Raw genomic sequence first — 23,926 nt, 5'->3', positions numbered from 1 at the left:
GGCTCGCGCCAGCGAGACGGATGAGGGGGCGTTTATCCTGCCCTACTGAACTTTGGTCACCTCAAGCATCCCCGGCCGCTTATCATTCGCCGCCGCGATCGCCGCCTCGCCACCCAGCACCACCACATGGCCCTCTCGTGCCACGGCCTCAAGCGCATCCGCCACCGCCTCAAAATCCTTCGGCGATGCCGTAAGGATTTCGTCGCGCCGCTGCTGGCGCATCGCGTCGGTCGTGCCGCTCAGGATGCGCCACATGGCCGAATATCCCTTGGCATCGGGAAACTCCGGCCGATCGAGATCGCCGACGACGCCGATCACCGAACGCACCAGGTCTGCTTCGCCGATCCCGGCGCGCAAGGCTTTGGCTGCCCCATCATAGGCATCCACGGTCTTCAGCAGATTGGGGTCGCGATAGCTGAGGAAAGCAAAATTGCCCGAACTCAGGTCGAAGCGGCTCGACCCGCCATAGGCGCCGCCCTGCACACGCACCTTGTCCCACAAATATGTTGTGTTGAGATGCCGCAGCACCACCGTCGCTGCCGCGCTGAGTTCCAGCCCAAGCGCCTTGAGGTTCGCGCCCTTGCCCACATAATTGACCTGCGCCGAGATCACGAGCCCTTCGTTCTTGGGCAGGAGGTCCTGGCTCCAGTCCGCTATCGGATAGTCGAGATCGGGAAGGCCGCCGATAAATGGGCCCAGTTCGCTGCGCGCCTGCTGCCACAGCGATTGGTCCGCGGTGAGGTTGACCACCATTCCGTCCCGGTTGAACAGCCGGTCGCGAATTGTCCGCAGCACGGCCTCGACGCCATCCCAATCCGCGTCGATGCGCTTCACGAGGCCCCGCAAGAACTCGAGATAGCTTACGCCGCCCATCTGCTCGGCGATCCAGCCCGCTTCGGTCAGCCCCGCCTTGATGCGCGTGTCGACAATCCCGTTGCCGCCAGGAACAAGACGCGCCTCGAACCCGGCCTTTTCCTCGAGCGCCATCTGCCGGAAACGCTGGCGATTATCGAGGTTTGCGTCGAGCAGCACCTCGCCCATGATCTCGAGCATGGCGCCGAATTTGTCCGGCACGGCCTTGCCCGAAAGAAAGAACCACGCTGCCGTGCCCGAGCCGTCCTGCCTTGTGGCCAGCGCCCGGTGCTGCTGCACCCCGCCAGTCGTCCGCCCGATCCGCTGCGTCAGCGAAACAAAATCTTCCTTCTGCGTCCCGGTCTGCAGCAAGGCCCGCCCGAATAGCGGCAAATAGGGCAAGTGCTCCTTGTCGAGCACGTGGAGGTCAAACCCCAGGTCGAGATACAGAATGCCCAGCGTCGACAGGTCATGATAAAGCAGCCGCGCCCCGTCGATGGCGCTCTCTTCGGTGGGCACGGTGCGGATATCCCGATCGAGGTCAGCCAGCGTCAGCGTCGGGATCTTTGCCAGATCCTCCGGCTTGTCGACGGCCTCCTGCAAGGCCTTGAGCCGCTCCGTCCGCTCGACGACATGCTGGCGCGCAGTCTCGTCGAGACCATCCCGCACCGCCGCCAGCCGGTCCGCTTCCGCCTTTGCCTCGCGCGCGCCCTGCTCCGGATCGGCCTCAAGCTTTGCCGTCACGCGATGCTGGTTGTCGAGGAACAGCCGGCGGATTTCACGCTCGAAATGCCCCTCGCCCGCCTTCTGCTTCAGCGACGCCAGCGCATCCTCATAGACGAGCGGCGCCAGAGGGTCGCCGCCATGCAGCCACGAGCCGAGCGCCGAAAACATATAGGTCATACCCCGCGGCGTGCCGCCGGTATTTTGTTCGCGCAGGTTGAATTCAAACGTGTTGAGCGCTGCCTCGCGCTGCTCTTCTGAAAAACCGCTCTCGGCGATCTCGCCCAGCGTTTCCAGTACCAGCGCCTCAACCTTCCCAGCATCCGCCGGATCGATGCCCTTCAGTCCAAAACCGCCCATCGGCTGGCGCAGATAGGTGCCGATCCCGCCCCCGATCATGCCTTCGCCCAGCCCGCTCTCGGTCAGCTTCTTGCGCAGAGGCGCCGCCGAATTGCCGGCCAGCAAATAGCTCAGCAAGCCATGGCTCAGCGTTTCTTCGCGATCTTCCGGAGGATCGATCATCCAGTTGACCGTCACCATTCCGTCGCGGCGCTTCTCCGGATCGATCGCACCCGCATAGGTGCCGGACACCTGACGCGGTGCATTCCAGCGCGGCTGCAACTTGACCTCGGCATTCACGGCGATGCGGTCGAACTGACTGAAATACTCATCCAGAATTGCCAGCCGCTGCTCCGGCGCATCGTCGCCCGAAAACACCACCCGTGCATTGCTCGGATGATAATAGGTCTGGTGAAAGCGCTTGAACTGCTCGTAGGTCAGCTCGGGAATGGCCTTCGGATCACCCCCCGAGCTCTTGCCATAGGTCGTATCCGGATAAAGTGCGTTCTGGCTGAGCGTATGCATCACCGAGTCCGGCGACGAATACACGCCCTTCATCTCGTTGAAGACCACACCCTTATAAACCAGCGGCGCATCCGCGCTTTCGAGCTCGTAATGCCAGCCCTCCTGCTCGAACGTATCCTCCGAGATCAGCGGAAACAACACCGCATCGAGATAGACATCCACAAGGTTATAGAAATCCTTGAGGTTCTGACTCGCCACCGGATAGGCCGTTTTGTCCGGATAGGTCATGGCGTTGAGGAAGGTGTGCATGGAGCCCTTGAGGAGCTCCACAAACGGCTTCTTGACCGGATATTTCCGCGATCCGCACAGCACCGAGTGCTCGAGAATATGCGCGATGCCAGTGGAGTCCTCCGGCGGCGTCTTGAAGGTGATGCCGAACACCTTGTTCTCGTCGTCATTGACGAGGCTCAGCACCTCCGCCCCGGTCTTCTTGTGCTTGTAGAGCAGCGCTTGCGAATTGATCTCGGCAATACGCTCGTCGCGGACAAGCTCGAAGGCAGGATGGGACATCGGGGGAACTCTGGTTATGCGGCAGGTGGCCCTAACCTAGGTGCCCAAATCGCGCACCGCTAGGTCTCACACAGCAGCTTGAGCTTGCTTAACCTCGCCCCTCTGGGGAGAGGTCGGCACGAAGCGCCGGGTGAAGGGTCTTCACACCCCGCCCCGGATCTCCGCCTTCACATTCTTCTCGTACCATTCGGCCAGCTGCTTGTTCAGCGCCGGGAACAGGCTCTTGCGCTCGCTTGCGGCCACATTGTCCGCGATCTGCTCGGGCTTGCTGACGCCCGCAATCACCGTCGAAACCTGCGGATGATCGAGGATCCAGCGCAGGGCGAACTGGCTCATCGGCATGCCTTCGGGCGCAAGGCCCTTGAGCTGCGCCACAAGCTCGACGCCGCGCTCGAAGCGGATACCGGAAAAAGTTTCGCCCACCGAAAAAGCCTCGCCGTCGCGATTATAGTTGCGATGGTCGCTTTCATCGAAGCGCGTGGTCTTGTCGTACTTCCCGCTCAGCAACCCGCTGGCCAGCGGCAACCGCACGATCACGCCGACATCGCGCTCCGCCGCCAGCGGCAGCAAATTCTCCGCCGCGTCCTGCCGGAAAATGTTGAAAATGATCTGCAGCGTCGCGCAACCCGGCTGGTCGAGGCAGATCAGACCCTCCTCGATGGTCTCGACACTGGCGCCCCAGTGGCGCACCAGCCCCTCGGCCTTGAGCTCATCCATCCAGGTGAAGATCGAACCTTCGCGCAGCACCTCGGTCGGCACGCAGTGAAGCTGCGCCAGGTCCAGCGTTGCGACACCCAGCCGCGAAGCCGAAGCCTGGAGGCTCTCGCGAATGCCATCCTTGGTATAGCCGTTCGGGAACAAGGCGCCTGAACGCCCGAGCTTTGTCGCAACCTTGACGTCGGCGCTCTTGGCATGCGCGCCGATCCGGCTCTCCGAAAGCCCGCCGCCATAAACGTCAGCCGTGTCCCAGAAGGTCACGCCCCCCGCCAGCGCATGGTCGAGAATGGCATTGGCCGTCTCGTCGCCCACAGGCCCGAAATCACCGCCCAGCTGCCAGCAGCCGAGCCCGATTTCGCTTACGTCGTAACCCGTCTTGCCCAGCCGCCGCGTTTTCATTGTATTCCCCAAATCAAGTCGAGCGCCAACCTAAAGGCCACTCTCTTGGTGAACAAGTCTGCGGCGCTGCTGGTTCCTATTCGAAGTAATCCGGGAAATCGGCGATCGTCTGGCTCAACAGCGCCTCGGCCCGCCCCAGATGATCGCGCATCGCCCGCTCCGCCCCGGCAACATCTGCCCGCCCGACCGCTTCGGCGATCGCCTTATGCTCGGCGATCGCCCGTTGGCTCGAACTCACGCCCAACGTCAGATATCGCACCCGGTCGAGCTGCATCTTGTGATCGTCGATCAGCTGCCAGGCATATTCCACTCCCGCCAGCCGCGCCAAGGTCCGGTGAAAAAGCTCGTCAAGGAGGTGAAAGCCGCGGCTGTCACCCTTGCCCGACGCCTCTTCCTGGTCCGCAATCAGCCCCGCCAAGACCGCCGCTGCATCCGCCCCCGGCTGCGCCGCCACCCGCCTGATGATCTCGACCTCGATGCTTTCGCGAATGAACCGGCTCTGCCGCACCCCATCGGGCGATATTTTCTTCACCACCGTGGCGCGCTTGGGCCGGATCAAGAGCAGCCCCTGCTGCGCCAGCCGGATAAACGCCTCCCGCACCGGCTGCCGGGAAATCCCGTAGCGCGCCGCGATATCGCTCTCCGATATGACGTCGCCGGGCTTCATTGCCATCGAGACGATCTCGTCGCGAAGTGATCCCACCACGCGCATGGCCATGGTTTCTTCCGCAACGATGTCGCCTGCGATCTCGCTCATGTCGCTCCCCTACCCCAACCGGCGGTCAATGGAAACTATCGCAGATTTCCACAATCTTGTATGGAAGATTGTACAGGCACGGCGTAAGTCTTGCGCAGCGACGTTTCGAGGAGGAAATCGATGACCAAGACCTACGCTCTGGTGGGCACCGGCGGCCGCGCCCGCATGTTCTATGAGGCAATCCTGGGCCCGCACCGCGCCCAATCCCGCCTCGTGGCGCTCTGCGATACCAACCAGGCGCGCATGGATTTCACCAACAAGGTCATATCAGGCGAACTGGGCGGCGAGCCCGTCCCCACCTACAAGGCGGCGGACTTTAAGAGGATGCTGGCCGAGCACAAGCCGGACACCGTCATCGTCACCTCGATCGACCGCACCCACCACCTCTACATTATTGCCGCGCTTGAAGCGGGTTGCGACGTCATCACCGAGAAGCCGATGACCACCGACGCCGAAAAGTGCCAGGCCATTCTCGACACCGTCGAGCGCACCGGCAGACAAGTCCGCGTCACCTTCAACTACCGCTATGCCCCGCACAATTCGGCCCTGCGCGAGATGATCGCAGATGGCGCTATCGGCAAGGTCACCTCGGTTCATTTCGAATGGCTGCTCGATACTCGCCATGGCGCCGATTATTTCCGCCGCTGGCACCGCGACAAGCGCAATTCCGGCGGCCTAATGGTCCACAAGTCGACGCACCATTTCGACCTGGTCAACTTCTGGCTCGGCTCCGAGCCAAGCACGGTCTTCGGCATGGGCGATTTGAAATTTTATGGCCGCGCCAATGCCGAAGAGCGCGGCGTCTTCACCCCCTATACCCGCACCACCGGCGTCGAAGCCGCCAAGGACGACAAGTTCGCCATCGATCTGACCTCAAACCCGGTGCAGAAGGGTCTTTATTGGGACGCCGAGAAGGAAGACGGCTACCAGCGCGATCAGAACGTGTTCGGCGACGGCATCTCAATCGAAGACACGATGAATGTCATGGTCCGCTACCGCAACAAGGCGGTGATGACCTATTCGCTCTATGCCTATGCGCCCTGGGAAGGCTTCAACGTCGCCATCAACGGCACCGGCGGGCGCCTCGAACTCACCGTACACGAAACCAGCTACATCAATGCCGGCTCCACCTCCGACACCGAAGGCGCGGCCAAGGGCGTGAAGCTCTACCACTTCCCGCTTCATGGCGAAGCGGTCGAAGTCCCGGTCAAGCAAGGCGAAGGCGGCCATGGCGGCGGCGACAAGATCATGCTCGAAGAGATCTTCGGGGACGCCACCCCGCGCCCCGGCTACGGCGCCAACCACCGCGACGGCGCCCTCTCCATCCTCACCGGCATTGCTGCCAACCAGAGCTTTGCGACAGGCCTGCCAGTGGATGTCAAAACCCTGGTGCGGCTCTAAGCCCAGGTTTTCTCACCTCCTCCCCCTTCTGCAGGGGGAGGATAGCGCTGCTTGGGCCATCAAGCCCTATCAGAGCTGAGGTGGGGGTAAATCCTACCGGCTGAACGGCACCGCCGCGGTCAGCACTTCGCCCGATTCGTTGAACTCGACCTCGAAATCTACCTGGATCGTGTCGCGCACGAGGACGATCTTGGCCCCGATCCGCACATCGCTGCCCGCCCGATCCTTGGCCTGCTCACGCAGATCGAAGCTGATCGTGTCGCCGGAAACCCGGCCCACCGCCAGCCCCGTATAGCCCGCATTGGAGCTCATCGCCGCTTCGTAGCGCCCTTGGTCTTCCTTATAAGCGATGGTCCCGCTGATCGAGAGCGTCGCATTCACCAGCGTGCAGCGGCCGGTATAGTTGATCTTGCCAACGTCGCCCTGCGCCACGCTCAGACGGCAGCGGAACGGCTCGTTGCGGTCGCCACCGATCAGGGCACTCTCGCCGCGCCAGTCACCAATATAGGTGTTCAACAGTGCCATCTGGTCCTGCGCAAAGCTCGGCACCATCGCCGCCACCTGCAAGACCAGCGCCGCCAAAACCACGCGCAACAATCGCATCGTCATCTACTTCCCTCATAAAGACCGCCCGGCTCATTCCTGCCAGCACTGCCCGGCCGACACCAGAGCAAAACTGAAGGCAATGACGCCCTTGTTACGGATTGGCCAATAACTTACCGCTAAAGGAGGTTTGGCAAACCACCCAGACAAGTGGGCCAGGGGGAAAAGCATCTATGGCCGGTTCGGAAGCTCTTATCGTTGATGCAAAAAACATCGACTACACGCTCGATGTCGCCGGCCGTCCCCTAACCATTCTGCGCAATGTTTCGCTTCAGGTTGCCCCCGCCGAAGTGGTCGCCATCGTCGGACCGTCCGGCAGCGGCAAGACCTCCATGCTGATGCTGCTCGCCGGGCTCGAAAAAGCCACCGGCGGCGCAGTCATCGTCAATGGCCGCGACTTGGGGAAAATGAACGAAGACGAGCTCGCCCGCTTCCGCCGCCATACGCTGGGCATCGTCTTTCAAAGTTTTCACCTCATTCCATCCCTTACCGCGCTCGACAATGTCGGCCTTGCCACCGAAATCGCCGAGCCCAAGCTGGGCATGGCCGAAATCCGCACCAAGGCTGCCGCCGCCCTTGCCGCCGTCGGCCTTGGCGACCGCCTCGATCACCGGCCCTCCGCCATGTCCGGCGGCGAACAACAGCGCGTCGGCCTCGCCCGCGCCACCGTCGCCAATCCGCCGCTCCTCCTTGCCGACGAACCCACCGGCAATCTCGACCAGAAAACCGGCGCTGTTGTCGTCGACCTCATGTTCGACCTCGCCCGCCGCAACCGCACCGCCGTCGTCCTCATCACCCACGACCCCGCCCTCGCCGCCAAAGCCGACCGCGTCTACACGATGACGGCGGGCGAGCTGACTGAGACGACGCACCGTGTCTAACGCCTTGTTCTTTCAGACCAGCCCCCACCCAACCTCCCCCGTAAGTCGGGGGAGGAGCGCTCCTGTGAGTGAGGGCAACCTAGTGGTCTCGCACCGGCCGAACTCCTCCCCCTCCTTAAGGGGGAGGCCGGGTGGGGGTGCTCTTCACGCGCACCGACTGCTCGTTAAACCAACTCACCACAGCATATCCCCATGAACATCTGGCCCGCGATCCGCATCGGCCTTCTCGACATGCGCGGCGACCTGCGTCGCTTCCTGCTGCTCGTCGTCTGTCTCGCCGTCGGCACCGCCCTCATCGCCGGCGTCAATTCCGTCGGCGCCAGCATCACCTCGGCCATTGAGGAAGGCGCCGCCGAACTCATGGGCGGCGACATCGAAATCTCGCGCGCCGACCGCCTCGCGACCCCCGAAGAACTCGCGTCCCTCAACACACTCGGCCGCACCGTCCTCGTCATCGACACCAATCTGCGCGCCGAAAGCTTTACCGGCGAAGCCTTCGCCGATGTCAGCGTCGTCGGCCCGAGCTACCCCCTGCTTGGCCAGGTGGTGAGCCCCAACCTTCCTGCGGACCAGGACGTCAACACTCTTCTTGCGAAGGAAAACGACATCCCCGGCGTCCTCGTCGATCCCGTCATGCTCGACGAACTCGAGGCCAGTGTCGGCGACACCATCGGCCTGGGCGGCAGCCAGTTCATCATCCGCGGCACCCTTTCCCGCCTGCCCGATGCCGCCGTGCGCGGCTTCCGCCTCGGCATGCCGGCGCTGATCCTGGTCGATGGTTTCAACAGCGTCAGCGATCGCACCTCGCCCCTGCCCGGACTTGGCACCTGGTACCGCTACAAGCTCCACCTCACCGATCGCGACATCGACCGCGGCCTCGAAACCGTCGTCGACCGCTTCATCGACAGCGGCTGGACCATCCGCTCCGCCCGCGACGGCCTCGGCCAAATGGTGCGCTACTACGACCTGTTCATGCGCTTCCTGGTCATCGTCGGTCTCGGTTCGCTGTTGATCGGCGGCGTTTCCGTCTGGACCGGCATGCGGGCCTATATTGCCGAGCGCTCTGGCGTTATCGCGGTCATGCGCTCGATCGGCGCCGGCCGCTCCCGCGTCTTCATTCACTTCCTGACCCAGGTCGCTGCCCTCGCGCTGGTCGGCGTTCTCATTGGCCTCCTGGTCGGCGCCAGCATCGCCTGGATCCTCTTGCCCTATATCGGCGGCGCCGTCGGCATTTCGCTCGCCCCCTCCATCTACCCGCAACCCATTTTGGTCGCCGCCGGCGCCGGCCTCATCACTGCCTTTGCCTTTGCCTATCTGCCGCTGCAACAGGCCCAGACCATTCGTCCGGTCCTCCTGTTCCGTGCCAAGGGCCTCGACGCCCCGCCGGTCGATTGGAGTTCCCTGCTCCTCTCTTGGCAGGTGCTCCCGCTCCTGGCCTCCATCGCCGCCTTCTTCGTCCTTGCCTGGCTGATGACCGGCGACTGGACCCTCGTATTTGCCTTCGGCCTTGCCAGCGCCATGGCCGCAATTCTGTTCCAGCTCTTTATTCGCCTGGTTCAGCTCGGTCTCGCCCGTCTCCCCGAAACCGGCCCCCGCGTGCTCCGCCACGCCCTGCGCAATATTTCCACCGCCGGACAGAACGCCGCTGCCGTCGCCGTTTCCGCCGGCATGGCCCTTGCCATGCTGATCGTAGTCCTCGTCATGCAAGCCAATCTGCAGCAGGAATTTCTGGGCGCCTCCGCCTTCGATGCCCCCACCCTTGTCGGCTCCGATCTCTTCCCCGACGAAGTCGAAGCGCTCGAAAGCCTTTCCGCCGATCCGGCCAGCGGCATCAGCCGCTTCGTCTCGACGCCGATGCTTCGCGGCCTCCTCACCGCCATCAAGGATGTGCCCGTCGCTGAGACCCGCACCCGCGGTCCGGAAGCCACTTTCCTCCTATCCGGCGAAGTGCCCCTTACCTGGCGCGCCGAAATGCCCCTGAGTTCCCGCCTCGTCGCCGGCGACTGGTGGCCCAATGACTATTCCGGCCCCGGCCTAGTTTCGCTGCACCAAAGCCTCCGCAATGGCCTCGGCGTCGACATCGGCGACACCCTGACCTTCGAAATCTTCGGCGAACCCAAGACAGTCACGGTCGCCAATTTCCGCGACTATTCGTGGCAAGGCGGCATCGACTTCCTCGCCAGCTTCTCCCCCGGCGTCCTCGACAACTACCCCACCACCCTCTTCGCAGCCGTCACCGCGGCGCCTGGTCAGGAAGAAGCCGTAACCCGCCGCCTCGCCGCCGACCTCCCCGACATCCGCTTCATCTCGGTCGGCGATACCCTCAAGCAGGTGACCGATGCCCTGAGCCAACTCTCCTTCGCCGCAACCCTGGTCGGCAGCCTCGCGGTCGGCAACGGCCTCCTAGTCCTCATCGGCAGCCTCTCCACCGGCCGCCGCCAGCGCGAAGCCGATACCGTCATCACCAAAGTCCTCGGCGCCACCCGCACCGAGCTCATCGCCACCGCCTTCATCCAATACGGGCTGCTCGGCCTCCTCGCCGCCATTCCGGCAACGATCATCGGCCTCGGCGTCGGTCGCGTCGTCAGCGCGCTGATGCTCGAAGTCGAGTTCACCTACCGGCCCGACGTGATCACGATCGTCCTCGGCGTTGCCCTTCTGGTCACCGCCCTCCTGGGCGCCATGACCATCCTCCGCGCCGCGTCAGCACGACCGGCGCGTCTGCTGCGAGATTTGTGATCCGTTTTGGAGAGAACTGTTAGCAGCGATCTGTCAGCTAGACCCGAATCGTTAGCTCTCTGCCATAAGGGTCAGCCAAACAGTAAGCGTGAGTCTTGATGCAGGTTTCCATCGACATGGGCGAAAGCCGCGGTACCGGCCCGGCCCACATGGATCTCGAGGAACTGCTGGCCACCCGCCTCCTGGTGCAGGGCAATTCCGGCTCCGGCAAATCCCACCTCCTTCGCCGCCTCCTCGAACAATCCGCCCCTTGGGTGCAGCAATGCATCATTGATCCGGAAGGCGATTTCGTAACGCTGTCGGACCGTTACGGACATCTGGTGGTCGACGCCGCCCGCACCGACAACGAACTGACCCGCATCGCCGCGCGCGTTCGCCAGCACCGCGTTTCCGTCGTCCTCAATCTTGAAGGCCTCGACGTCGAACAGCAGATGCGCGCCGCCGCCGCCTTCCTCGGTGGCATGTTCGATGCTGATCGCGACTATTGGTATCCCGTCCTCGTCGTCGTCGACGAAGCCCAGCTCTTCGCTCCCGCCGCGGCCGGCGAAGTGTCTGATGAAGCGCGCAAATTATCGCTCGGCGCTATGACCAACCTCATGTGCCGCGGCCGCAAGCGTGGCCTTGCCGGTGTCATCGCCACCCAGCGCCTCGCCAAGCTCGCCAAGAATGTCGCCGCCGAGGCCTCCAACTTCCTGATGGGTCGTACTTTTCTCGATATCGACATGGCCCGCGCCGCCGACCTCTTGGGCATGGATCGCCGCCAGGCCGAGCAATTCCGCGACCTCGCCCGTGGCCATTTCGTTGCCCTTGGCCCAGCCATCTCCCGCCGTCCCTTGCCGGTGGTCATCGGCGATGTCGAGACCTCGGCCCGCTCCACTAGCCCCAAGCTGACGCCGCTACCTGAAGCGCCTGTCGATGCCGCCGACCTGATTTTTACCCAAGCTCCTGAAGAACTTAGCCGTCCCGTCGTCCGGCGTCCGCCGCCTCCCCCGCCACCCTCGACCAACGAGCTTCTGGCCCAGGTCGCCAAGGCCCGCGCCGAAGCCACGCCAGAACCCATCTCGCTTTTCCCCGAGATCGATGAAGCCGAACGCGAAGCGCAGATCGCCACCGTCATGGCCGAGCTCTTGAGTGACCCCGACGCCAGCTTCCGCACCACCGCCGTGCTCTACCAGGATTTTTTGGTCCGCTGCCGCATCCGCCGCGTTCCCGGCGAGCCGCCAGCCCTGCCTGCCTTCAAGCGCCTCCTTGCGGTTGCGCGCGTCGCGCCCGACGAAACCACCGCGAGTTCCGACGGCTGGCAACAGGCACTGGCCCTCTCCGAAACCCTGACCGACGACGTTCAGGGCGTCTTCCTGATCCTTGCGCAAGCCGCGCTCACCGCCCAGCCCTGCCCCTCCGACGCGACCCTAGCCCGGCTCTACGGCACCCATTCCTCCAGCCGCGCCCGCCGCCTGCTAACCTGGTTCGAAGAACGGGGCCTGATCGTCCTCCGCACTGATTTCCGCAACCAGCGCATCGCCGCCTTCCCCGATCTCAACTGCGAAACCGCCCCCGGCGACCCCGCCGGCCCGGACGCCATGGCAGACCTCCGCGGCGCCGCCGAGTAACTTCTCCCTACCTCGCCCCATCGGGGAGAGGTAGGCGCGAAGCGCTGGGTGAGGGGCCTTATTAGTCCAGCAATTCCGCCCGAAACGAATAGCGCGCCGTCGACCAAGGCCCCAGTGTTTCGGAGTAGGGCCGTTCGCTCAGCTCATCCGATCCGCCTACCTCTGCCGCCGTCCCATGCCAGGGCTCGAGGCAGATAAAGCCCGCGTCCCCTTTGGACCACAGCGCGAAATTAGGCAGGTTTTCCCAGGTGAATTTCACCGAAGGCCCCACATCCGGTCCATAGCGCAACCCCGCGCCCGCCCCTTCCGGAAACACCATCGCATCGGCCCGGAACATCTCGTGGGCAAGCGTCAGCGCCCCCGCGGCAAAGGGCGAAGCCACCGGCTCCGGCTCGACCAGCCCGCCCGACAACCGATGCAGCCCAAGCTCCCCGCCATTGTCCAGCACCACACGATGCGGCGCATCTCCTGCGCCTGGCAGCGGCCAGGCAAAGGCTGGATGAAAGCCGATGCCATAGGGCATCACGCGCCGATCCTGGTTGGTCACCTCGGCCGTCACCACCACCGCCCGCCCCTCTAGCCGATGCTCGACATCGAGACGGAAGTGAAACGGATACATGGCAAGCGTCGCCTCGGAAGCCTCGAGCCGGTAGACACAGCGATCGGTCTCTTCCACCACCAGCGAAAAATTGCTGCGCCGTGCGAAGCCATGCTGGCTCATCTGGAAGCGCTCGCCCTCGATGCTCACCGTGTCGTTCGGCGCGCGCCCAACCATGGGAAAAAGGACTGGCGACCGCCCGGTCCAATAGGATGCGTCCCCATGCCAGAGCCAATGCCGGCCATCCCGCGTCTGGATCGACTGCATTTCCGCGCCGAGGGCCGCGATGTCGACGGTGATCTCGCCATTGCTGATGCGGGTTAGTTGCACGGTCTCTCCAGCCGATTCGATTACTCAGGCGCCGCACCCTAAACGCAAGCGACAGGCCTGAGAACGGAGCGGTACGGTCGTGGTTGAAAGATTATTCCGCCCGTTGCCCAGCCCGCCATCAGCGGCTATCCCAAGCCATGTCTTGGCCCGCTTTGCCCATCGACGCCGCCCTTCCCACCCTGGCTAAAGCCTTGGCGAGTGGCACTGCGGCTGTACTCGTCGCTCAGCCCGGCGCCGGCAAGACCACGCGTGTGCCGCTGGCTTTGCTCGCTGCGCCCTGGCGCGGAGATGGCCGCATTATCGTCCTCGAACCCCGGCGCCTTGCTGCCCGCGCGGCAGCAAGGCAGATGGCAAACCTGCTTGGTGAGGAAGTCGGCCAAACCGTCGGTTATCGCGTGCGATTGGAGTCCAGAACCTCCGCTAAAACGCGCATCGAGGTCGTCACCGAAGGCGTCTTCACCCGCATGCTGCTGGACGATCCCGAGCTTACCGGCGTCGCTGCAGTGCTTTTCGATGAGTTCCATGAAAGGAGCCTCGACGCCGATCTCGGTCTCGCCCTGACCCTCGACGCGCGCGCTTTGCGTCCAGACCTGCGTATTCTAATCATGTCCGCCACCATTGACGGTGCCCGCGTTGCCGCCATGCTCGACGATGGGCCGGTCATCGATAGCCCCGGTCGCACCTTTCCGGTTGAAACTTTCTATGCCGAGCCGGATCCCTTGGTCCGTCTCGAAGACCAGGTCGCCAATGCCACGCTCAAGGCCATGCGCGAGCATGAGGGCTCCGCCCTCGTCTTCCTTCCTGGCCAGGGCGAAATCACCCGCGTAGCGGAGCGCTTAGCCACCAGATTGCCGCCAAATACCGACCTTGCACCGCTTTACGGCCAGCTTACCCCTGCCGAGCAGGACCGCGCCATCCAGCCCGCTCCGGACGGCCGCCGCAAGATCGTGCTTGCCACCTCGATTGCCGAGACCTCGCTAACCATCGAAGGCGTCCGCATCGTCGTCGATAGTGGCTTCCGCCGTGTCCCGGTCTTTGAAGCCGCAACCGGCCTTACGACCCTCGCCACCCGCCGCGTGTCCCGCGCCGGCGCCGACCAGCGCCGCGGCCGCGCAGGCAGAACCAGTCCGGGTGTCTGCATTCGTCTCTGGAACGAGGGACAAACGGCAGCTCTCGACGCCTTCGAGACCCCGGAAATACTTGCCGCCGATCTTGCCGGTTTCGCTCTCGATCTCGCTGCCTGGGGCATCAGCGCTCCCAAAGCCCTGCACTTCCTAGATCCTCCGCCGGCGCCGGCCTGGGCCGAGGCCAAGGCCCTGCTTACCCGCCTCGATGCGATCGATCCATTCGGCCGCCTCACCGCATCCGGCAAGGCGCTTGCCCGCCTGCCGCTTCATCCACGCCTAGCGCACATGGTGGTCGCCGGCGCCGACGACGGCGATGCTCGTACCGCTAGCGATCTGGCCGTCTTGATCGGCGAACGCGGTCTTGGCGGCGATGACCCCGACCTCTCGCGCCGCCTCGAACGCTTTCGTGCTGATCGCTCACCCCGAGCAAATGACGCGCGCAGCCTCGCCCAGCGTTGGGCAAAGCTGGGCGGCCAATCCTCGACGGAGAACCTTCCTGCGGGCCATCACCTTGCCCGCGCCTTTCCCGACCGCGTCGCGCAAGCTGCCGGGCCTCGCGGTCGCTTCCGGCTCGCCAATGGCCGCCAGGCTCAGCTCGATGAAACGCATCCCCTCGCGAGCGCTCCGTTCTTGGTCGTCGCCGATATCACCGGCAGCGCCACCGCCGGCCGTATCCGCTCCGCCGCAGCCCTCGATGCTGCCGACATCGAAACGCTCTTTGCTGCACACATCAAATCCGAAACCACCCTCAGTTTCGACCCGCAGACCAATTCCGTCCGCGCTCGCCGCCAGCGCAAGCTCGATGCCCTGCGCCTCGCCGACGACACCGCACAAGTCACCGACTTCGAGGCCGCAGCCATGCTGCTGGCTGAGGCCGCACTGAAACGTCCGGACACCCTGCCGTGGAGCAAGGAGCAAAAGGCTCTTCGTGCCCGCAGTACCTACCTTCATCAGACCCTTGGCGACGAGTGGCCCGACCTCTCCGACATAAGCCTCAGCGCAAACCCGGCATGGCTCGCCCCGCACCTCATCGGCGAAACCCGCCTCTCTTCCATCACTCCTGATCACCTTGGCCAGGCGCTCGATACGCTCCTGCCGTGGTCCAAGCGCCAGGAGATCGACCGGCTGCTGCCTAGCCACTTCCACGCGCCTTCAGGCTCGCACCTGCCCATAGACTACGCTGCCGAAAACGGTCCGGCGCTGGAAATTCGTGTCCAGGAACTCTTCGGCCTCGATCGCCATCCCACCATCGCCAATGGCAAGATCCCGCTGCTGCTGGTTCTTCTGTCTCCAGCGCATCGCCCGATCCAGACCACCCGAGACCTCCCCGGCTTCTGGCGCGGCAGCTGGCGCGATGTGCAAAAAGACCTCAAAGGCCGATATCCGCGCCATCCCTGGCCAGATGACCCCATCGCCGCCCCCGCCACCAATCGCGCCAAACCGCGCGGCACATAAAAAAAAGCCCCGAACTTTCGTCCGGGGCTTGTCTTATTCCTTGGGCGTAAAATTCAGCGCTACGCCATTAATGCAATAACGCAAGCCGGTGGGCGGCGGGCCATCCGGAAAAACGTGACCCAAATGGCTGCCGCAGGTGGCGCAATGCACTTCCGTGCGCGTCATCCCATAGGAGCGATCGGTCGTGGTCGCGACCGAACCCGAGATCGGGTCGTTGAAGCTTGGCCAACCGGTGCCGCTTTCGAACTTCAGCGTCGAGCCGAACAGCGGCGTATCACATCCGGCGCAGGCAAACGTGCCCTGGCGATGTTCGTGCAGCAGCGCGCAACTGCCGGGCCGTTCGGTGCCGTGCTCGCGCATCACCTGGTACTGTTCAGGCGTCAGCTTCTGGCGCCATTCGGCATCGGTGCGGGTTACGGGATAAGCATGGGCGTCCATGGCATAACTCCTTTGTCGGCCTATTATTCGCAGGTCATATGGGGATAGTTACACCCAAATCCCAGCTGGTGTTCCATTTTCATGACCCGAATAACTTCGATTGAAGAGCTCGAAACCCTTTACCTGCCCGAGCCGGGCCCCGCTTCCATGGTCAAGGTCGCCCATACGGTCACACCCGATTACCGCCGCCTGATCCAAGCAAGCCCTTTTGCCGCGCTCGCCACGATTGGTCCTGAAGGCATCGACTGTTCGCCCCGGGGCGACAAGCCCGGCTTCGTCCGCATCCTCGATGACCAGACCCTGGCTATGCCGGATCGGCGCGGCAACAACCGTATCGATTCGCTCCGCAACATTGTCCGCGATCCGCGTTGCGCCTTGTTGTTCCTCATTCCCGGCTCCGGAACCACGCTGCGCGCCAATGGCCGTGCGCATCTGTCGGTCGATCCGGTGCTGCTTGAAAGCTTCGCCGTGGAGGAGAAAGCCCCGCGCACCGTTATCGTCCTCGAACTGGACGAGCTTTACTTCCAGTGCGCCCGCGCCATCGTGCGCTCGGAACTGTGGAATCCCAAACGTCAGGTCGACCCTGCGACACTGCCGACGCCCGGCGAGATACTCGCGCGCATGACCGAAAATCAGGTCGGTGGCGAAAGCTATGACAAAGCCTGGCCGGAGCGCGCCAAAGCCACCATGTGGTAGCTAGCCCGCTGCGACGCTTGGTTCGGTATCAGTGACGCGGGCAATGACGCGCTCGAGATCAGCCTCCGAAAAAGGCTTCGCCAGCCGCGGCAGCTTCATCACCCGCGCTTCTTCGATATCGGTATAGCCACTGGCGAGGATCACGGGCAGGCCCGGCCAGCGCGCCGCGATTTCTCCTGCCAGCACCAGGCCCGTCATCCGCGGCATGGCCTGGTCGGTGACCACAAGATCGACATCGCCCGCCGCTTCGAGCAGTTGCAGCGCCTGTTCGCCCGAGGTTGCCTCGAGCACCTCGTGCCCCAGCTCCTCCAGCATCATCGCCGTGTTGATCAGCACCAGCGCGTCATCGTCCACCGCGAGAACCTTGAGCCGCCTGCCCTGCGCAGTCACCGGCTCCGGAACAGCCTCGACCAGCTCGGGCATTTTGTCGCCCACTATCGGCAGCCAGATTTCGGCCGTCGTGCCCGCGCCTACCTGGCTCTTGAGCAGGAACTTGCCGCCCGATTGCTGGGCGATGCCCTGCACCATGGGCAAGCCGAGCCCCGTACCCTTGCCCACGCCCTTGGTGGTGAAAAAGGGATCGGTCGCCCGCGCCAGCGTTTCGGCGTCCATGCCTTCGCCACGGTCCTCTACGGCAAGGCACACATAGCGACCTGGCTTGAGGTCCGGCTGATCATTACCGACGACCACCTCGCGCGCCGAAATGATCAGCGGCCCGCCCTCTGGCATGGCATCACGCGCATTCACCGCAAGATTGAGCAGCGCAGAATCGAGTTGGCTGGGATCGGCCAGCACCTTGGGCAGGGCGACCGGAAAGCGTGTTTCAATCAGGATGGTCGGACCAAGCGTGCGCGACAGGAGATCACTCATGCCGCGCACCAGGTCCGGCAAATCGACCGGGGTCTGTTCCAAGTCCTGCCGCCGCGCAAAGGCCAGCATGCGCTGCGTCAATTGCGCGCCACGCTGCGCTGCGTGCACGGCATTGTCGACAAGCTTGCGGTCGCGTTCCTCCAGTGACACGCGCCGGCCCAGAACCTCGAGGCTGCCGAGGATAACCATCAGCAGATTGTTGAAATCGTGCGCCACCCCGCCGGTCAGCTGCCCGATCGCCTCGACTTTTTGCGCCTGGAACAGCTCTTCGCGCGCCTGTTCCAGCCGCTTCTGCTGCTCCAGCCGTTCGGTGACGTCGCGAGTGATCTTGGCAAAGCCGATCAGCTCGCCCTGTTCGTTGTGAATGGCGTCGATGACGACGCTCGCCCAAAAACGCGAACCGTCCTTGCGCACCCGCCAGCCCTCGGCCTGGTAGTGCCCGGTGGTTCGCGCCATCTCGAGGCTGCGCGCCGGTCCGCCTTTAAGGCGATCCTCTTCTGGATAAAAGCGGGAAAAGTGCTGGCCGACGATTTCCTCGGCGCCATAGCCCTTGATGCGCTCTGCGCCAAGGTTCCAGCTCGTCACCATGCCCTCGGGGCTGAGCATATAGATGGCGTAGTCGACGACGTTGAGCACGAGACGCCGGAACTGTTCCTCGCTCTCGGCCAGCGCGGCCTCGGCGTGCTTACGTTCGCTGAGATCGCGGGTAATCTTGGCAAAGCCGATCAGCTCGCCGTTGGGCGCCTTGATGGGATCGATGACCACGTGGGTCCAGAACGGCGTTCCGTCCTTGCGCAGACGCCAGCCTTCGGTCTCAAAGCGCCCCTCGCGCGCCGCGATTTCAAGCGCTCGCTGGGGTGCCCCCGCAGCACGGTCGGGCTCGGGATAAAAGCGTGAAAAATGCTGGCCGATGATCTCGGCGGCCTTGTAGCCCTTGAAGCGCTCGGCGCCGGCATTCCAGGTGGTCACAACGCCGTCACGGTCCAGCATATAGACCGCGTAATCGGTAATGGAGTCGACCAGGAGCCGGAAGCGCGCGTTTTCTTCGCTGGCACCGACCCACTGTTCCGAATCAGTCATGCTTTCCCCGATCGTGGAACCGCTGCACGCGAACGAGCAGCGCGCCCGATGGTTGCAACCAAATGCAACGCGGCGCGAACAAGCATGTGGCGTGATCTGTCGGCAATGTCAAAGGAAGGCATTCGGTGCCAGATCAGATGGTGGGAGTAACAAGGATTGAACTTGTGACCCTTCGCGTGTGAAGCGAATGCTCTCCCGCTGAGCTATACTCCCATCGCCTGAGGCGAAAGTCTTCTAGAGAGATGGTGGGCGTAACAAGGATCGAACTTGTGACCCCCTCGATGTCAACGAGGTGCTCTCCCGCTGAGCTATACGCCCATCTCTCCGGGAAGGAAAAGCCGCTAGGCCCTTCCGGTGGCGCGGATAGACCATAAATCCGCAGTGCTGGTCAAGCGCCAATTTCCATGCCTGTGGATAGCGACATGAGCGGGAGGGATTGGGGTCAGGGCGAGGCGAAAATGGTGGTTTTCGAGAACCGGAACGGAGCGTACATCAGTACGTGAGTACCGGAAGCGCAGAAAACTGCCATTTGCAGACCGCCCTCACCCCAAGACCTAGGCGGCCAGCAGACGCTCGACTTCGCTCACAAGGTCGCGCAGGTGGAAGGGCTTGCTCAGCACCGATGCATCCTTGGGCGCGTCGCTATCGGGGTTGAGCGCCACGGCTGCAAAACCGGTGATAAACATGACCTTGAGGTCCGGATCGAGTTCCGTCGCTCGCCGTGCCAGTTCGATCCCGTCCATCTCCGGCATGACGATGTCGCTGAGCAGCAGCGAAAACGGTTCTTCGCGCAGGCGTTCATAGGCCGAAAGCCCATTATCGAACGAGACGACATCATAGCCCGCGGTCTTGAGCGCGCGGGTCAGGAACTGACGCATGTCGTTGTCGTCTTCGGCGAGCAGGATCCGCTTCATCAAAACTCCATGGGTCCGCGCCGAAGGCCCGAAAGGCCGCGCCGGCAGGTGAGTCGCATTTGTTGCGATGTTTATGCCACCTGTTCGCTTTCGCAACCGTTAGAGCTTCACTTGGCTACGCTTTTCGTGACGTCGATGTCCTTGTGCGACAACTGGACAACAGCGCCGGGCCGGGCGAAACTGATGCAAAGCAAATCACTTCGGCGGTCACGCCGCTGATCGGGGGAGAAGGCGTGCGGTCGGACTACTGGGATCAACCGGCATTTGAGACCATCCGGCCCCGCCGCCTGGTCGCGCCGGTCGTGTTCAATTCGCCCCATTCCGGCCGGGTTTATCCCGAGCGCTTCCTTGCCATGACGCGGCTCGACCACCTTTCGATCCGCCAGTCTGAAGATGCTTTCGTCGACGAACTGTTCGCGCGGGCGCCCCATCTGGGCGCACCCCTGCTAAGGGCGCACTTTCCCCGAGCCTATCTGGACGTCAATCGCGAACCCTGGGAACTCGACCCCACGATGTTTGCCGAGCCGTTGTCGGACCGCTTCAATACAACTTCGCCACGCGTTGCCGCGGGCCTGGGCACGCTGGCGCGCGTCGTGGCCGAAAACAAGCCGATCTACCGCGATCGCCTGAGCCTTGATGATGCTCGAATGCGCATCGAGGGCATCTACCATCCCTACCATGCCGCCCTGCAAAAGCTGCTCAGCGAGAGCGTCACCAGCTTTGGCCTAGCGGTCCTCATCGATTGCCATTCCATGCCGCGCATCGGCAAGCATGGCGAGCGCGCAACGCCCGACATCGTCCTCGGCGATCGCTATGGCACGACCTGCGCCGGCCCCTTGGTCGATCTCGTTGAAACCGTCTTCACCGCCGCGGGGCTCCGCGTTGCGCGAAACCGCCCCTATGCCGGCGGCTTTTGCACCCGCACCTATGGGCGCCCGCCCCATGGCGTTCATGCCCTCCAGATCGAGATCAGCCGGCACCTCTACATGAACGAGGCGACCCTCGAAAAACACGAGGGTTTCGAAACCATCAAGACCCTGATCGAGCGCTTGATCCACACCCTTATCGGGCTCGACCTCGCCTCCCTCGCCGGTGCCGCGCCGCTGGCGCAACGCGCTGCCGAATAGGCTTTGGAGCATCTCATGACCAGTGCTGACATCGATTTTGCGCGCGTTGAAACCGTTCTGCTCGCTGCCAGCCGTGCTGCCGCTGAAAAAACGCTTCTCCTGTTCCGGACGCCGCTCACGGTGGACAACAAGCTTGCCAGCGGCTTCGACCCCGTCACCGAGGCCGACAAGGGCGCCGAGACGGCCATTCGCATGGTGATTGAGGAGGCCTTCCCGGATCACGCCATCATCGGCGAAGAATGGGGCTCTTCCGGCGATAGCCGATATTCCTGGATCATCGATCCGGTGGACGGCACGCGCGCCTTCATCTCCGGCGCCCCCGTCTGGGGCACGCTGATCGGCTTCGCCGTTGATGGCATTGCCGTTGCTGGCCTCATGAGCCAGCCCTTCATCGATGAGACCTTTCTCGCCGTACCCGGCCGCTCCACCTATCGCCGCGGCGACGCTGCCCTACCCAACCGCACCAGCGGCGCCACCGACCTTGAAAGCGCCCGCGTCTTCACCACAACGCCACGCCTCTTCAACACCACCGAACTTCTCGCCAAGTGGGAAGCACTGGAAGCGGCAACCCGCCTCCAGCGCTTCGGCATGGACTGCTATGGCTATGCCCTGCTCGCAGCCGGCCAGGCCGACCTCGTGATCGAACCCTATCTCAATACCTACGACATCGCCGCCCTGGTGCCGATCATCCGTGAAGCGGGCGGCGCCATCAGCTGCTGGGACGGCTCGGACCCGACCGGCGGCGGCAATGTCGTGGCCGCTGCGACGCCACAACTGCTCGAAAAGGCGTTGGCCCTGGTCAACGCTAGTTAGTTCGGGAACGACATCGAATTGACGAAGCGCGGGCGATGCACCGCGCTGGCGCTGAAGACCACCGCGTCGAGTCCGAATGTATCGACAAACGCTCGGTGCGGCACGAAGCTTTCCGTGATCAACACCGTGTCGCCCTCGGCAATAGCGGGCAGGTTGGCGGTTGAAACCGGCGTCGTCGGGATCGATGAGCCGACCGGCTTGGACCAATTGACATGGAGGTTCCCGCCGGTCTTGGTGACACTCGAGACCCTTAGCCCCCCGTCGCTTGCCGTCGGCACCATCTTCTTCACCAGCGTCAGCATGGACGCCAGTTTCGTCTGGTCCATTGCAAGCTCTCGCGACATCATATCGCCCACGGTGAAGGTGGCTTTCTCGACGCTTTGGAGGTTCCGGAAAAGGTCGAACAGCGTCACCGCACCGAGAAGCAGCGCCAGAAGGATCGGCGCCATCAACGCAAATTCGATGATCGAAGCGCCTTGCTGATCGTGGCGAAATGTCCTTGGCATCATGCTCATGGTTCGTTCACGAAGCCCGATTTGGCGATGATGCGAATGGCCCCCGAATCATCCTTGGGCAATAACAGGCCAAGACCTAGTCCCGGCGTGATCGGTGACACTACATAGCAGGCCCGCACGAACATGGTCTGCATTCGGCCGCCGGGCGTAAAGCGCAGCACGGGCGCTACCGCGCTGTTGCGGTTGACGCAACGCTGAGCGTCGCTCGGATAGCCGGAACTGCCATTGATGGGAAAAAGCTCGAGCGCCAGATGCGCTTCGCAATCGGCCAGGATCATCGCCCGCGCGCAGACCCGCCGGCGCATCAGCTCCTGCGTCGGATTGGCAAAGCTCCCCACCCGCAATTCGCGCACCGTCTGGTCGAGTCCGCGGTCGAGCATGATCGTCTGCATCATGATCCAGCCGGCCTCGAGCGTTGACCCCACGATCATCAAGAGCATCGGAATGACCAACGCGAATTCTACTGCTGCGGCGCCTGCCCCGTCGTGCCAGAACCCGCGTTTATCTTTGCTTCGCCGGATCATTGCGTGAGCTTCACGCGCTGGATGGTTGTAGCGATGGAGCGGAAAGCAGTAGCGATATCAAGTCCCTGCACGTCGTAATAATGCGAGGTGCTGGTGGCGCAGGCGCGCAGCTCGTTCTTCATCGCCAACTCTCCGGCATTGCTGTCCCTGAGCTGGAAGCCGACCGTAAACACCAGAACATTGTTGGTCCTGGCCATCTGGCAGACCGTCTTGAAATGCTTCTTGGTCTCGGTGACCGACTGGTCGGTGTTGTAGCTCGTGTCCCGCAACAGCTTGGTATTGTTGGGCGCGCGCACGTCCTTGGTCGGGTCGAGCGCGGTATATTGCTCGGTGATGGCGCCGTCCGTCATCAGGACCAGAACCTTGATCGTATTGCCGTCGGTAAAATCCGCTGGGCGCCCCGCAAAGTTGGCCGGCACCATATTGTGCTGCACCGCCTGCATGATCAGCGGCCGCAGCGCCGGATCGAGCAGCATCAGACCCCACTTCATGGCGATCGCCGTGCCTGTCCCGTCATACATCTTGTAGCCGGCGATCTTGTTCACGAGGTCCGTCTGATTGTTGGACATGAAGGTGATCGACGTATCGTCAGAGGGGCACCAGGCCGGGTTCATATTGGCCGGCATGGTAGGCTTGGAGTTCGTGTCGTTCCACTTGGTGAAATGCGGGATCTGCTCCCGGCCTGCCAGATTGATCAGCCCCGCAGCATAGTCGGGCCGCCGCAGCAGGAAGCAGGATGAATTGTAATGCGCCCGCGCGCCCTGCATGGCGTCAAAGATCGTCTGTCCCACCGAGACCTGACCCGCATAGGGCACGATGTTGAGCGAAGTGTAACTCGCTGTCTGCGGGGTGATCATAGTCTGCACGAACTGCGTCGCTGCCGACTTCAGGGACGTGTACTTGCTTCCCGCCATCGAGCCGGAGAAATCCAGCATCAGCGACATTTCCACATTGCTGCGCCTCTCCTGCGCCTGCGCGACCACATGGATCGGCAGGCTGGCAATGCCGATCAGCGGCAGGAAGCCCGTGGGCATCTCGTAATCCGCCGTCACTGTAATCGTGCGGTTGTTGAGCGCGACATTGGGCGTGACGCTGAGCGTCACGTCATCCTTGAAGCTCAAGGTCTTGAGGTAGTCGCTGATCGTGCTTTGCACATTCATGGTCTGCGACAGCGATGCTGCCGCCAACACGCCGCGGTCGACCCCGTCCTGCAGCTGTGCGCGATGGGCCTCGTAGCGCGCCATGTCGGTGGCGCCGCCCGCCAATACCAGCATAGGCATGAGCATAAACGCGACAATGATCGCGATATTGCCTCGCGTGTCGCGAGAAAAGCGACGAAATACCTGCATCGCGCGAGTGCCCGTTCTGGGAAAAGCCGGTCAT

The 23,926-nt window shown here is 63.2% G+C and carries 19 protein-coding genes and 2 tRNA genes; 8 read left to right on the top strand and 13 right to left on the bottom strand.

Annotation, left to right across the window (positions count from 1 at the left end; translation table 11 throughout):
* Window positions 1–42: 42 nt before the first annotated feature.
* The 3 genes from JI748_RS00545 to JI748_RS00535 form a co-directional block, all read right to left on the bottom strand.
* The gene (locus JI748_RS00545; RefSeq protein ID WP_201633823.1) at window positions 43–2,949 is read right to left on the bottom strand and encodes an insulinase family protein; all 2,907 of its coding nucleotides are present in this window, start codon (window positions 2,947–2,949) and stop codon (window positions 43–45) included.
* A gap of 141 nt (window positions 2,950–3,090) precedes the next feature.
* Window positions 3,091–4,065: an aldo/keto reductase gene (locus tag JI748_RS00540; protein WP_201633820.1), complete on the bottom strand. Its 975-nt coding sequence runs from the start codon at window positions 4,063–4,065 to the stop codon at window positions 3,091–3,093.
* Window positions 4,066–4,141: 76 nt separating this feature from the next.
* On the bottom strand, window positions 4,142–4,822 hold the full coding sequence (locus JI748_RS00535) for a GntR family transcriptional regulator (protein ID WP_201633818.1): 681 nt from the start codon (window positions 4,820–4,822) through the stop codon (window positions 4,142–4,144).
* A gap of 120 nt (window positions 4,823–4,942) precedes the next feature.
* Here JI748_RS00535 and JI748_RS00530 point away from each other — a divergent pair, with 120 nt between their 5' ends.
* Window positions 4,943–6,223, top strand: coding sequence for a Gfo/Idh/MocA family protein (locus JI748_RS00530; protein WP_201633816.1), 1,281 nt, complete (start codon window positions 4,943–4,945; stop codon window positions 6,221–6,223).
* Window positions 6,224–6,316: 93 nt separating this feature from the next.
* On the opposite strand, the gene JI748_RS00525 is transcribed toward JI748_RS00530, so the two are convergent.
* The gene (locus JI748_RS00525) at window positions 6,317–6,832 is read right to left on the bottom strand and encodes a heme-binding beta-barrel domain-containing protein (RefSeq protein WP_201633814.1); all 516 of its coding nucleotides are present in this window, start codon (window positions 6,830–6,832) and stop codon (window positions 6,317–6,319) included.
* Window positions 6,833–6,999: 167 nt separating this feature from the next.
* Here JI748_RS00525 and JI748_RS00520 point away from each other — a divergent pair, with 167 nt between their 5' ends.
* The 3 genes from JI748_RS00520 (at window position 7,000) to JI748_RS00510 (ending at window position 12,056) form a co-directional block, all read left to right on the top strand.
* Window positions 7,000–7,707 (top strand): ABC transporter ATP-binding protein, encoded by a 708-nt coding sequence (locus tag JI748_RS00520; protein WP_201633812.1) that lies wholly within the window; start codon window positions 7,000–7,002, stop codon window positions 7,705–7,707.
* A 192-nt stretch (window positions 7,708–7,899) separates the two neighbouring features.
* Complete coding sequence (locus JI748_RS00515; protein ID WP_201633810.1) at window positions 7,900–10,446, top strand: ABC transporter permease; 2,547 nt, start codon at window positions 7,900–7,902, stop codon at window positions 10,444–10,446.
* Window positions 10,447–10,544: 98 nt separating this feature from the next.
* Window positions 10,545–12,056 (top strand): ATP-binding protein, encoded by a 1,512-nt coding sequence (locus JI748_RS00510; protein ID WP_201633808.1) that lies wholly within the window; start codon window positions 10,545–10,547, stop codon window positions 12,054–12,056.
* A gap of 61 nt (window positions 12,057–12,117) precedes the next feature.
* Here the strand turns inward: JI748_RS00510 and JI748_RS00505 are convergent, their stop codons facing one another.
* The gene (locus tag JI748_RS00505) at window positions 12,118–12,984 is read right to left on the bottom strand and encodes an aldose 1-epimerase family protein (protein ID WP_201633806.1); all 867 of its coding nucleotides are present in this window, start codon (window positions 12,982–12,984) and stop codon (window positions 12,118–12,120) included.
* A gap of 137 nt (window positions 12,985–13,121) precedes the next feature.
* On the opposite strand from JI748_RS00505, the gene hrpB reads away from it, so the two are divergent.
* The gene (gene hrpB, locus JI748_RS00500; RefSeq protein ID WP_201633804.1) at window positions 13,122–15,566 is read left to right on the top strand and encodes an ATP-dependent helicase HrpB; all 2,445 of its coding nucleotides are present in this window, start codon (window positions 13,122–13,124) and stop codon (window positions 15,564–15,566) included.
* 33 nt (window positions 15,567–15,599) lie between these two features.
* Here hrpB and msrB read toward each other — a convergent pair whose 3' ends face one another.
* Window positions 15,600–16,004 (bottom strand): peptide-methionine (R)-S-oxide reductase MsrB, encoded by a 405-nt coding sequence (msrB, locus tag JI748_RS00495; protein ID WP_201633801.1) that lies wholly within the window; start codon window positions 16,002–16,004, stop codon window positions 15,600–15,602.
* 81 nt (window positions 16,005–16,085) lie between these two features.
* On the opposite strand from msrB, the gene JI748_RS00490 reads away from it, so the two are divergent.
* Window positions 16,086–16,700 carry a pyridoxamine 5'-phosphate oxidase family protein gene (locus JI748_RS00490; RefSeq protein ID WP_201633799.1) on the top strand — a complete coding sequence of 205 codons (615 nt, stop codon included), beginning with the start codon at window positions 16,086–16,088 and terminating at the stop codon, window positions 16,698–16,700.
* On the opposite strand, the gene JI748_RS00485 is transcribed toward JI748_RS00490, so the two are convergent.
* From JI748_RS00485 to cpdR, 4 genes are all read right to left on the bottom strand, one after another.
* On the bottom strand, window positions 16,701–18,650 hold the full coding sequence (locus JI748_RS00485; protein ID WP_201633797.1) for a hybrid sensor histidine kinase/response regulator: 1,950 nt from the start codon (window positions 18,648–18,650) through the stop codon (window positions 16,701–16,703).
* 138 nt (window positions 18,651–18,788) lie between these two features.
* Window positions 18,789–18,863: transfer RNA gene (locus tag JI748_RS00480), tRNA-Val, on the bottom strand.
* Between the two features lie 30 nt (window positions 18,864–18,893).
* Window positions 18,894–18,968, bottom strand: a tRNA-Val gene (locus JI748_RS00475).
* Between the two features lie 236 nt (window positions 18,969–19,204).
* Window positions 19,205–19,564, bottom strand: coding sequence for a cell cycle two-component system response regulator CpdR (cpdR, locus tag JI748_RS00470; protein ID WP_164535639.1), 360 nt, complete (start codon window positions 19,562–19,564; stop codon window positions 19,205–19,207).
* 143 nt (window positions 19,565–19,707) lie between these two features.
* Here cpdR and JI748_RS00465 point away from each other — a divergent pair, with 143 nt between their 5' ends.
* Complete coding sequence (locus JI748_RS00465) at window positions 19,708–20,691, top strand: N-formylglutamate amidohydrolase (RefSeq protein ID WP_233280578.1); 984 nt, start codon at window positions 19,708–19,710, stop codon at window positions 20,689–20,691.
* A gap of 15 nt (window positions 20,692–20,706) precedes the next feature.
* Entirely contained in the window at window positions 20,707–21,504 is a 798-nt protein-coding gene (locus tag JI748_RS00460) for an inositol monophosphatase family protein (protein ID WP_201633795.1), read from the top strand.
* On the opposite strand, the gene JI748_RS00455 is transcribed toward JI748_RS00460, so the two are convergent.
* Genes JI748_RS00455 through JI748_RS00445 form a run of 3 tightly spaced genes read right to left on the bottom strand, consistent with a single transcriptional unit; the run spans window position 21,501 to window position 23,892 of the window.
* Window positions 21,501–22,019, bottom strand: coding sequence for a TadE/TadG family type IV pilus assembly protein (locus tag JI748_RS00455; protein ID WP_201633794.1), 519 nt, complete (start codon window positions 22,017–22,019; stop codon window positions 21,501–21,503). The genes JI748_RS00460 and JI748_RS00455 overlap by 4 nt on opposite strands.
* Window positions 22,016–22,543 (bottom strand): TadE/TadG family type IV pilus assembly protein, encoded by a 528-nt coding sequence (locus tag JI748_RS00450; RefSeq protein WP_201633792.1) that lies wholly within the window; start codon window positions 22,541–22,543, stop codon window positions 22,016–22,018. Before JI748_RS00450 ends, JI748_RS00455 begins: the two co-directional genes overlap by 4 nt.
* Entirely contained in the window at window positions 22,540–23,892 is a 1,353-nt protein-coding gene (locus JI748_RS00445; protein WP_267911601.1) for a TadE/TadG family type IV pilus assembly protein, read from the bottom strand. The genes JI748_RS00450 and JI748_RS00445 overlap by 4 nt, the downstream gene beginning before the upstream one ends.
* Window positions 23,893–23,926 lie beyond the last annotated feature (34 nt).

This window comes from Devosia rhizoryzae, from assembly GCF_016698665.1.
GTDB classification, from domain to species: Bacteria; Pseudomonadota; Alphaproteobacteria; order Rhizobiales; family Devosiaceae; genus Devosia; species Devosia rhizoryzae.
The sequence above is the reverse complement of the archived record's forward strand: the minus strand, read 5'-3'. Positions and strand labels throughout refer to the sequence as shown.

Coding starts and splice junctions, on each gene's coding strand:
- JI748_RS00545 (WP_201633823.1), bottom strand. CDS start 2,949: ATGTCCCATCCTGCCTTCGAGCTTGTCCGCGACGAGCGTATTGCCGAG.
- JI748_RS00540 (WP_201633820.1), bottom strand. CDS start 4,065: ATGAAAACGCGGCGGCTGGGCAAGACGGGTTACGACGTAAGCGAAATC.
- JI748_RS00535 (WP_201633818.1), bottom strand. CDS start 4,822: ATGAGCGAGATCGCAGGCGACATCGTTGCGGAAGAAACCATGGCCATG.
- JI748_RS00530 (WP_201633816.1), top strand. CDS start 4,943: ATGACCAAGACCTACGCTCTGGTGGGCACCGGCGGCCGCGCCCGCATG.
- JI748_RS00525 (WP_201633814.1), bottom strand. CDS start 6,832: ATGACGATGCGATTGTTGCGCGTGGTTTTGGCGGCGCTGGTCTTGCAG.
- JI748_RS00520 (WP_201633812.1), top strand. CDS start 7,000: ATGGCCGGTTCGGAAGCTCTTATCGTTGATGCAAAAAACATCGACTAC.
- JI748_RS00515 (WP_201633810.1), top strand. CDS start 7,900: ATGAACATCTGGCCCGCGATCCGCATCGGCCTTCTCGACATGCGCGGC.
- JI748_RS00510 (WP_201633808.1), top strand. CDS start 10,545: ATGCAGGTTTCCATCGACATGGGCGAAAGCCGCGGTACCGGCCCGGCC.
- hrpB (WP_201633804.1), top strand. CDS start 13,122: ATGTCTTGGCCCGCTTTGCCCATCGACGCCGCCCTTCCCACCCTGGCT.
- msrB (WP_201633801.1), bottom strand. CDS start 16,004: ATGGACGCCCATGCTTATCCCGTAACCCGCACCGATGCCGAATGGCGC.
- JI748_RS00490 (WP_201633799.1), top strand. CDS start 16,086: ATGACCCGAATAACTTCGATTGAAGAGCTCGAAACCCTTTACCTGCCC.
- JI748_RS00485 (WP_201633797.1), bottom strand. CDS start 18,650: ATGACTGATTCGGAACAGTGGGTCGGTGCCAGCGAAGAAAACGCGCGC.
- cpdR (WP_164535639.1), bottom strand. CDS start 19,564: ATGAAGCGGATCCTGCTCGCCGAAGACGACAACGACATGCGTCAGTTC.
- JI748_RS00460 (WP_201633795.1), top strand. CDS start 20,707: ATGACCAGTGCTGACATCGATTTTGCGCGCGTTGAAACCGTTCTGCTC.
- JI748_RS00455 (WP_201633794.1), bottom strand. CDS start 22,019: ATGAGCATGATGCCAAGGACATTTCGCCACGATCAGCAAGGCGCTTCG.
- JI748_RS00450 (WP_201633792.1), bottom strand. CDS start 22,543: ATGATCCGGCGAAGCAAAGATAAACGCGGGTTCTGGCACGACGGGGCA.
- JI748_RS00445 (WP_267911601.1), bottom strand. CDS start 23,892: ATGCAGGTATTTCGTCGCTTTTCTCGCGACACGCGAGGCAATATCGCG.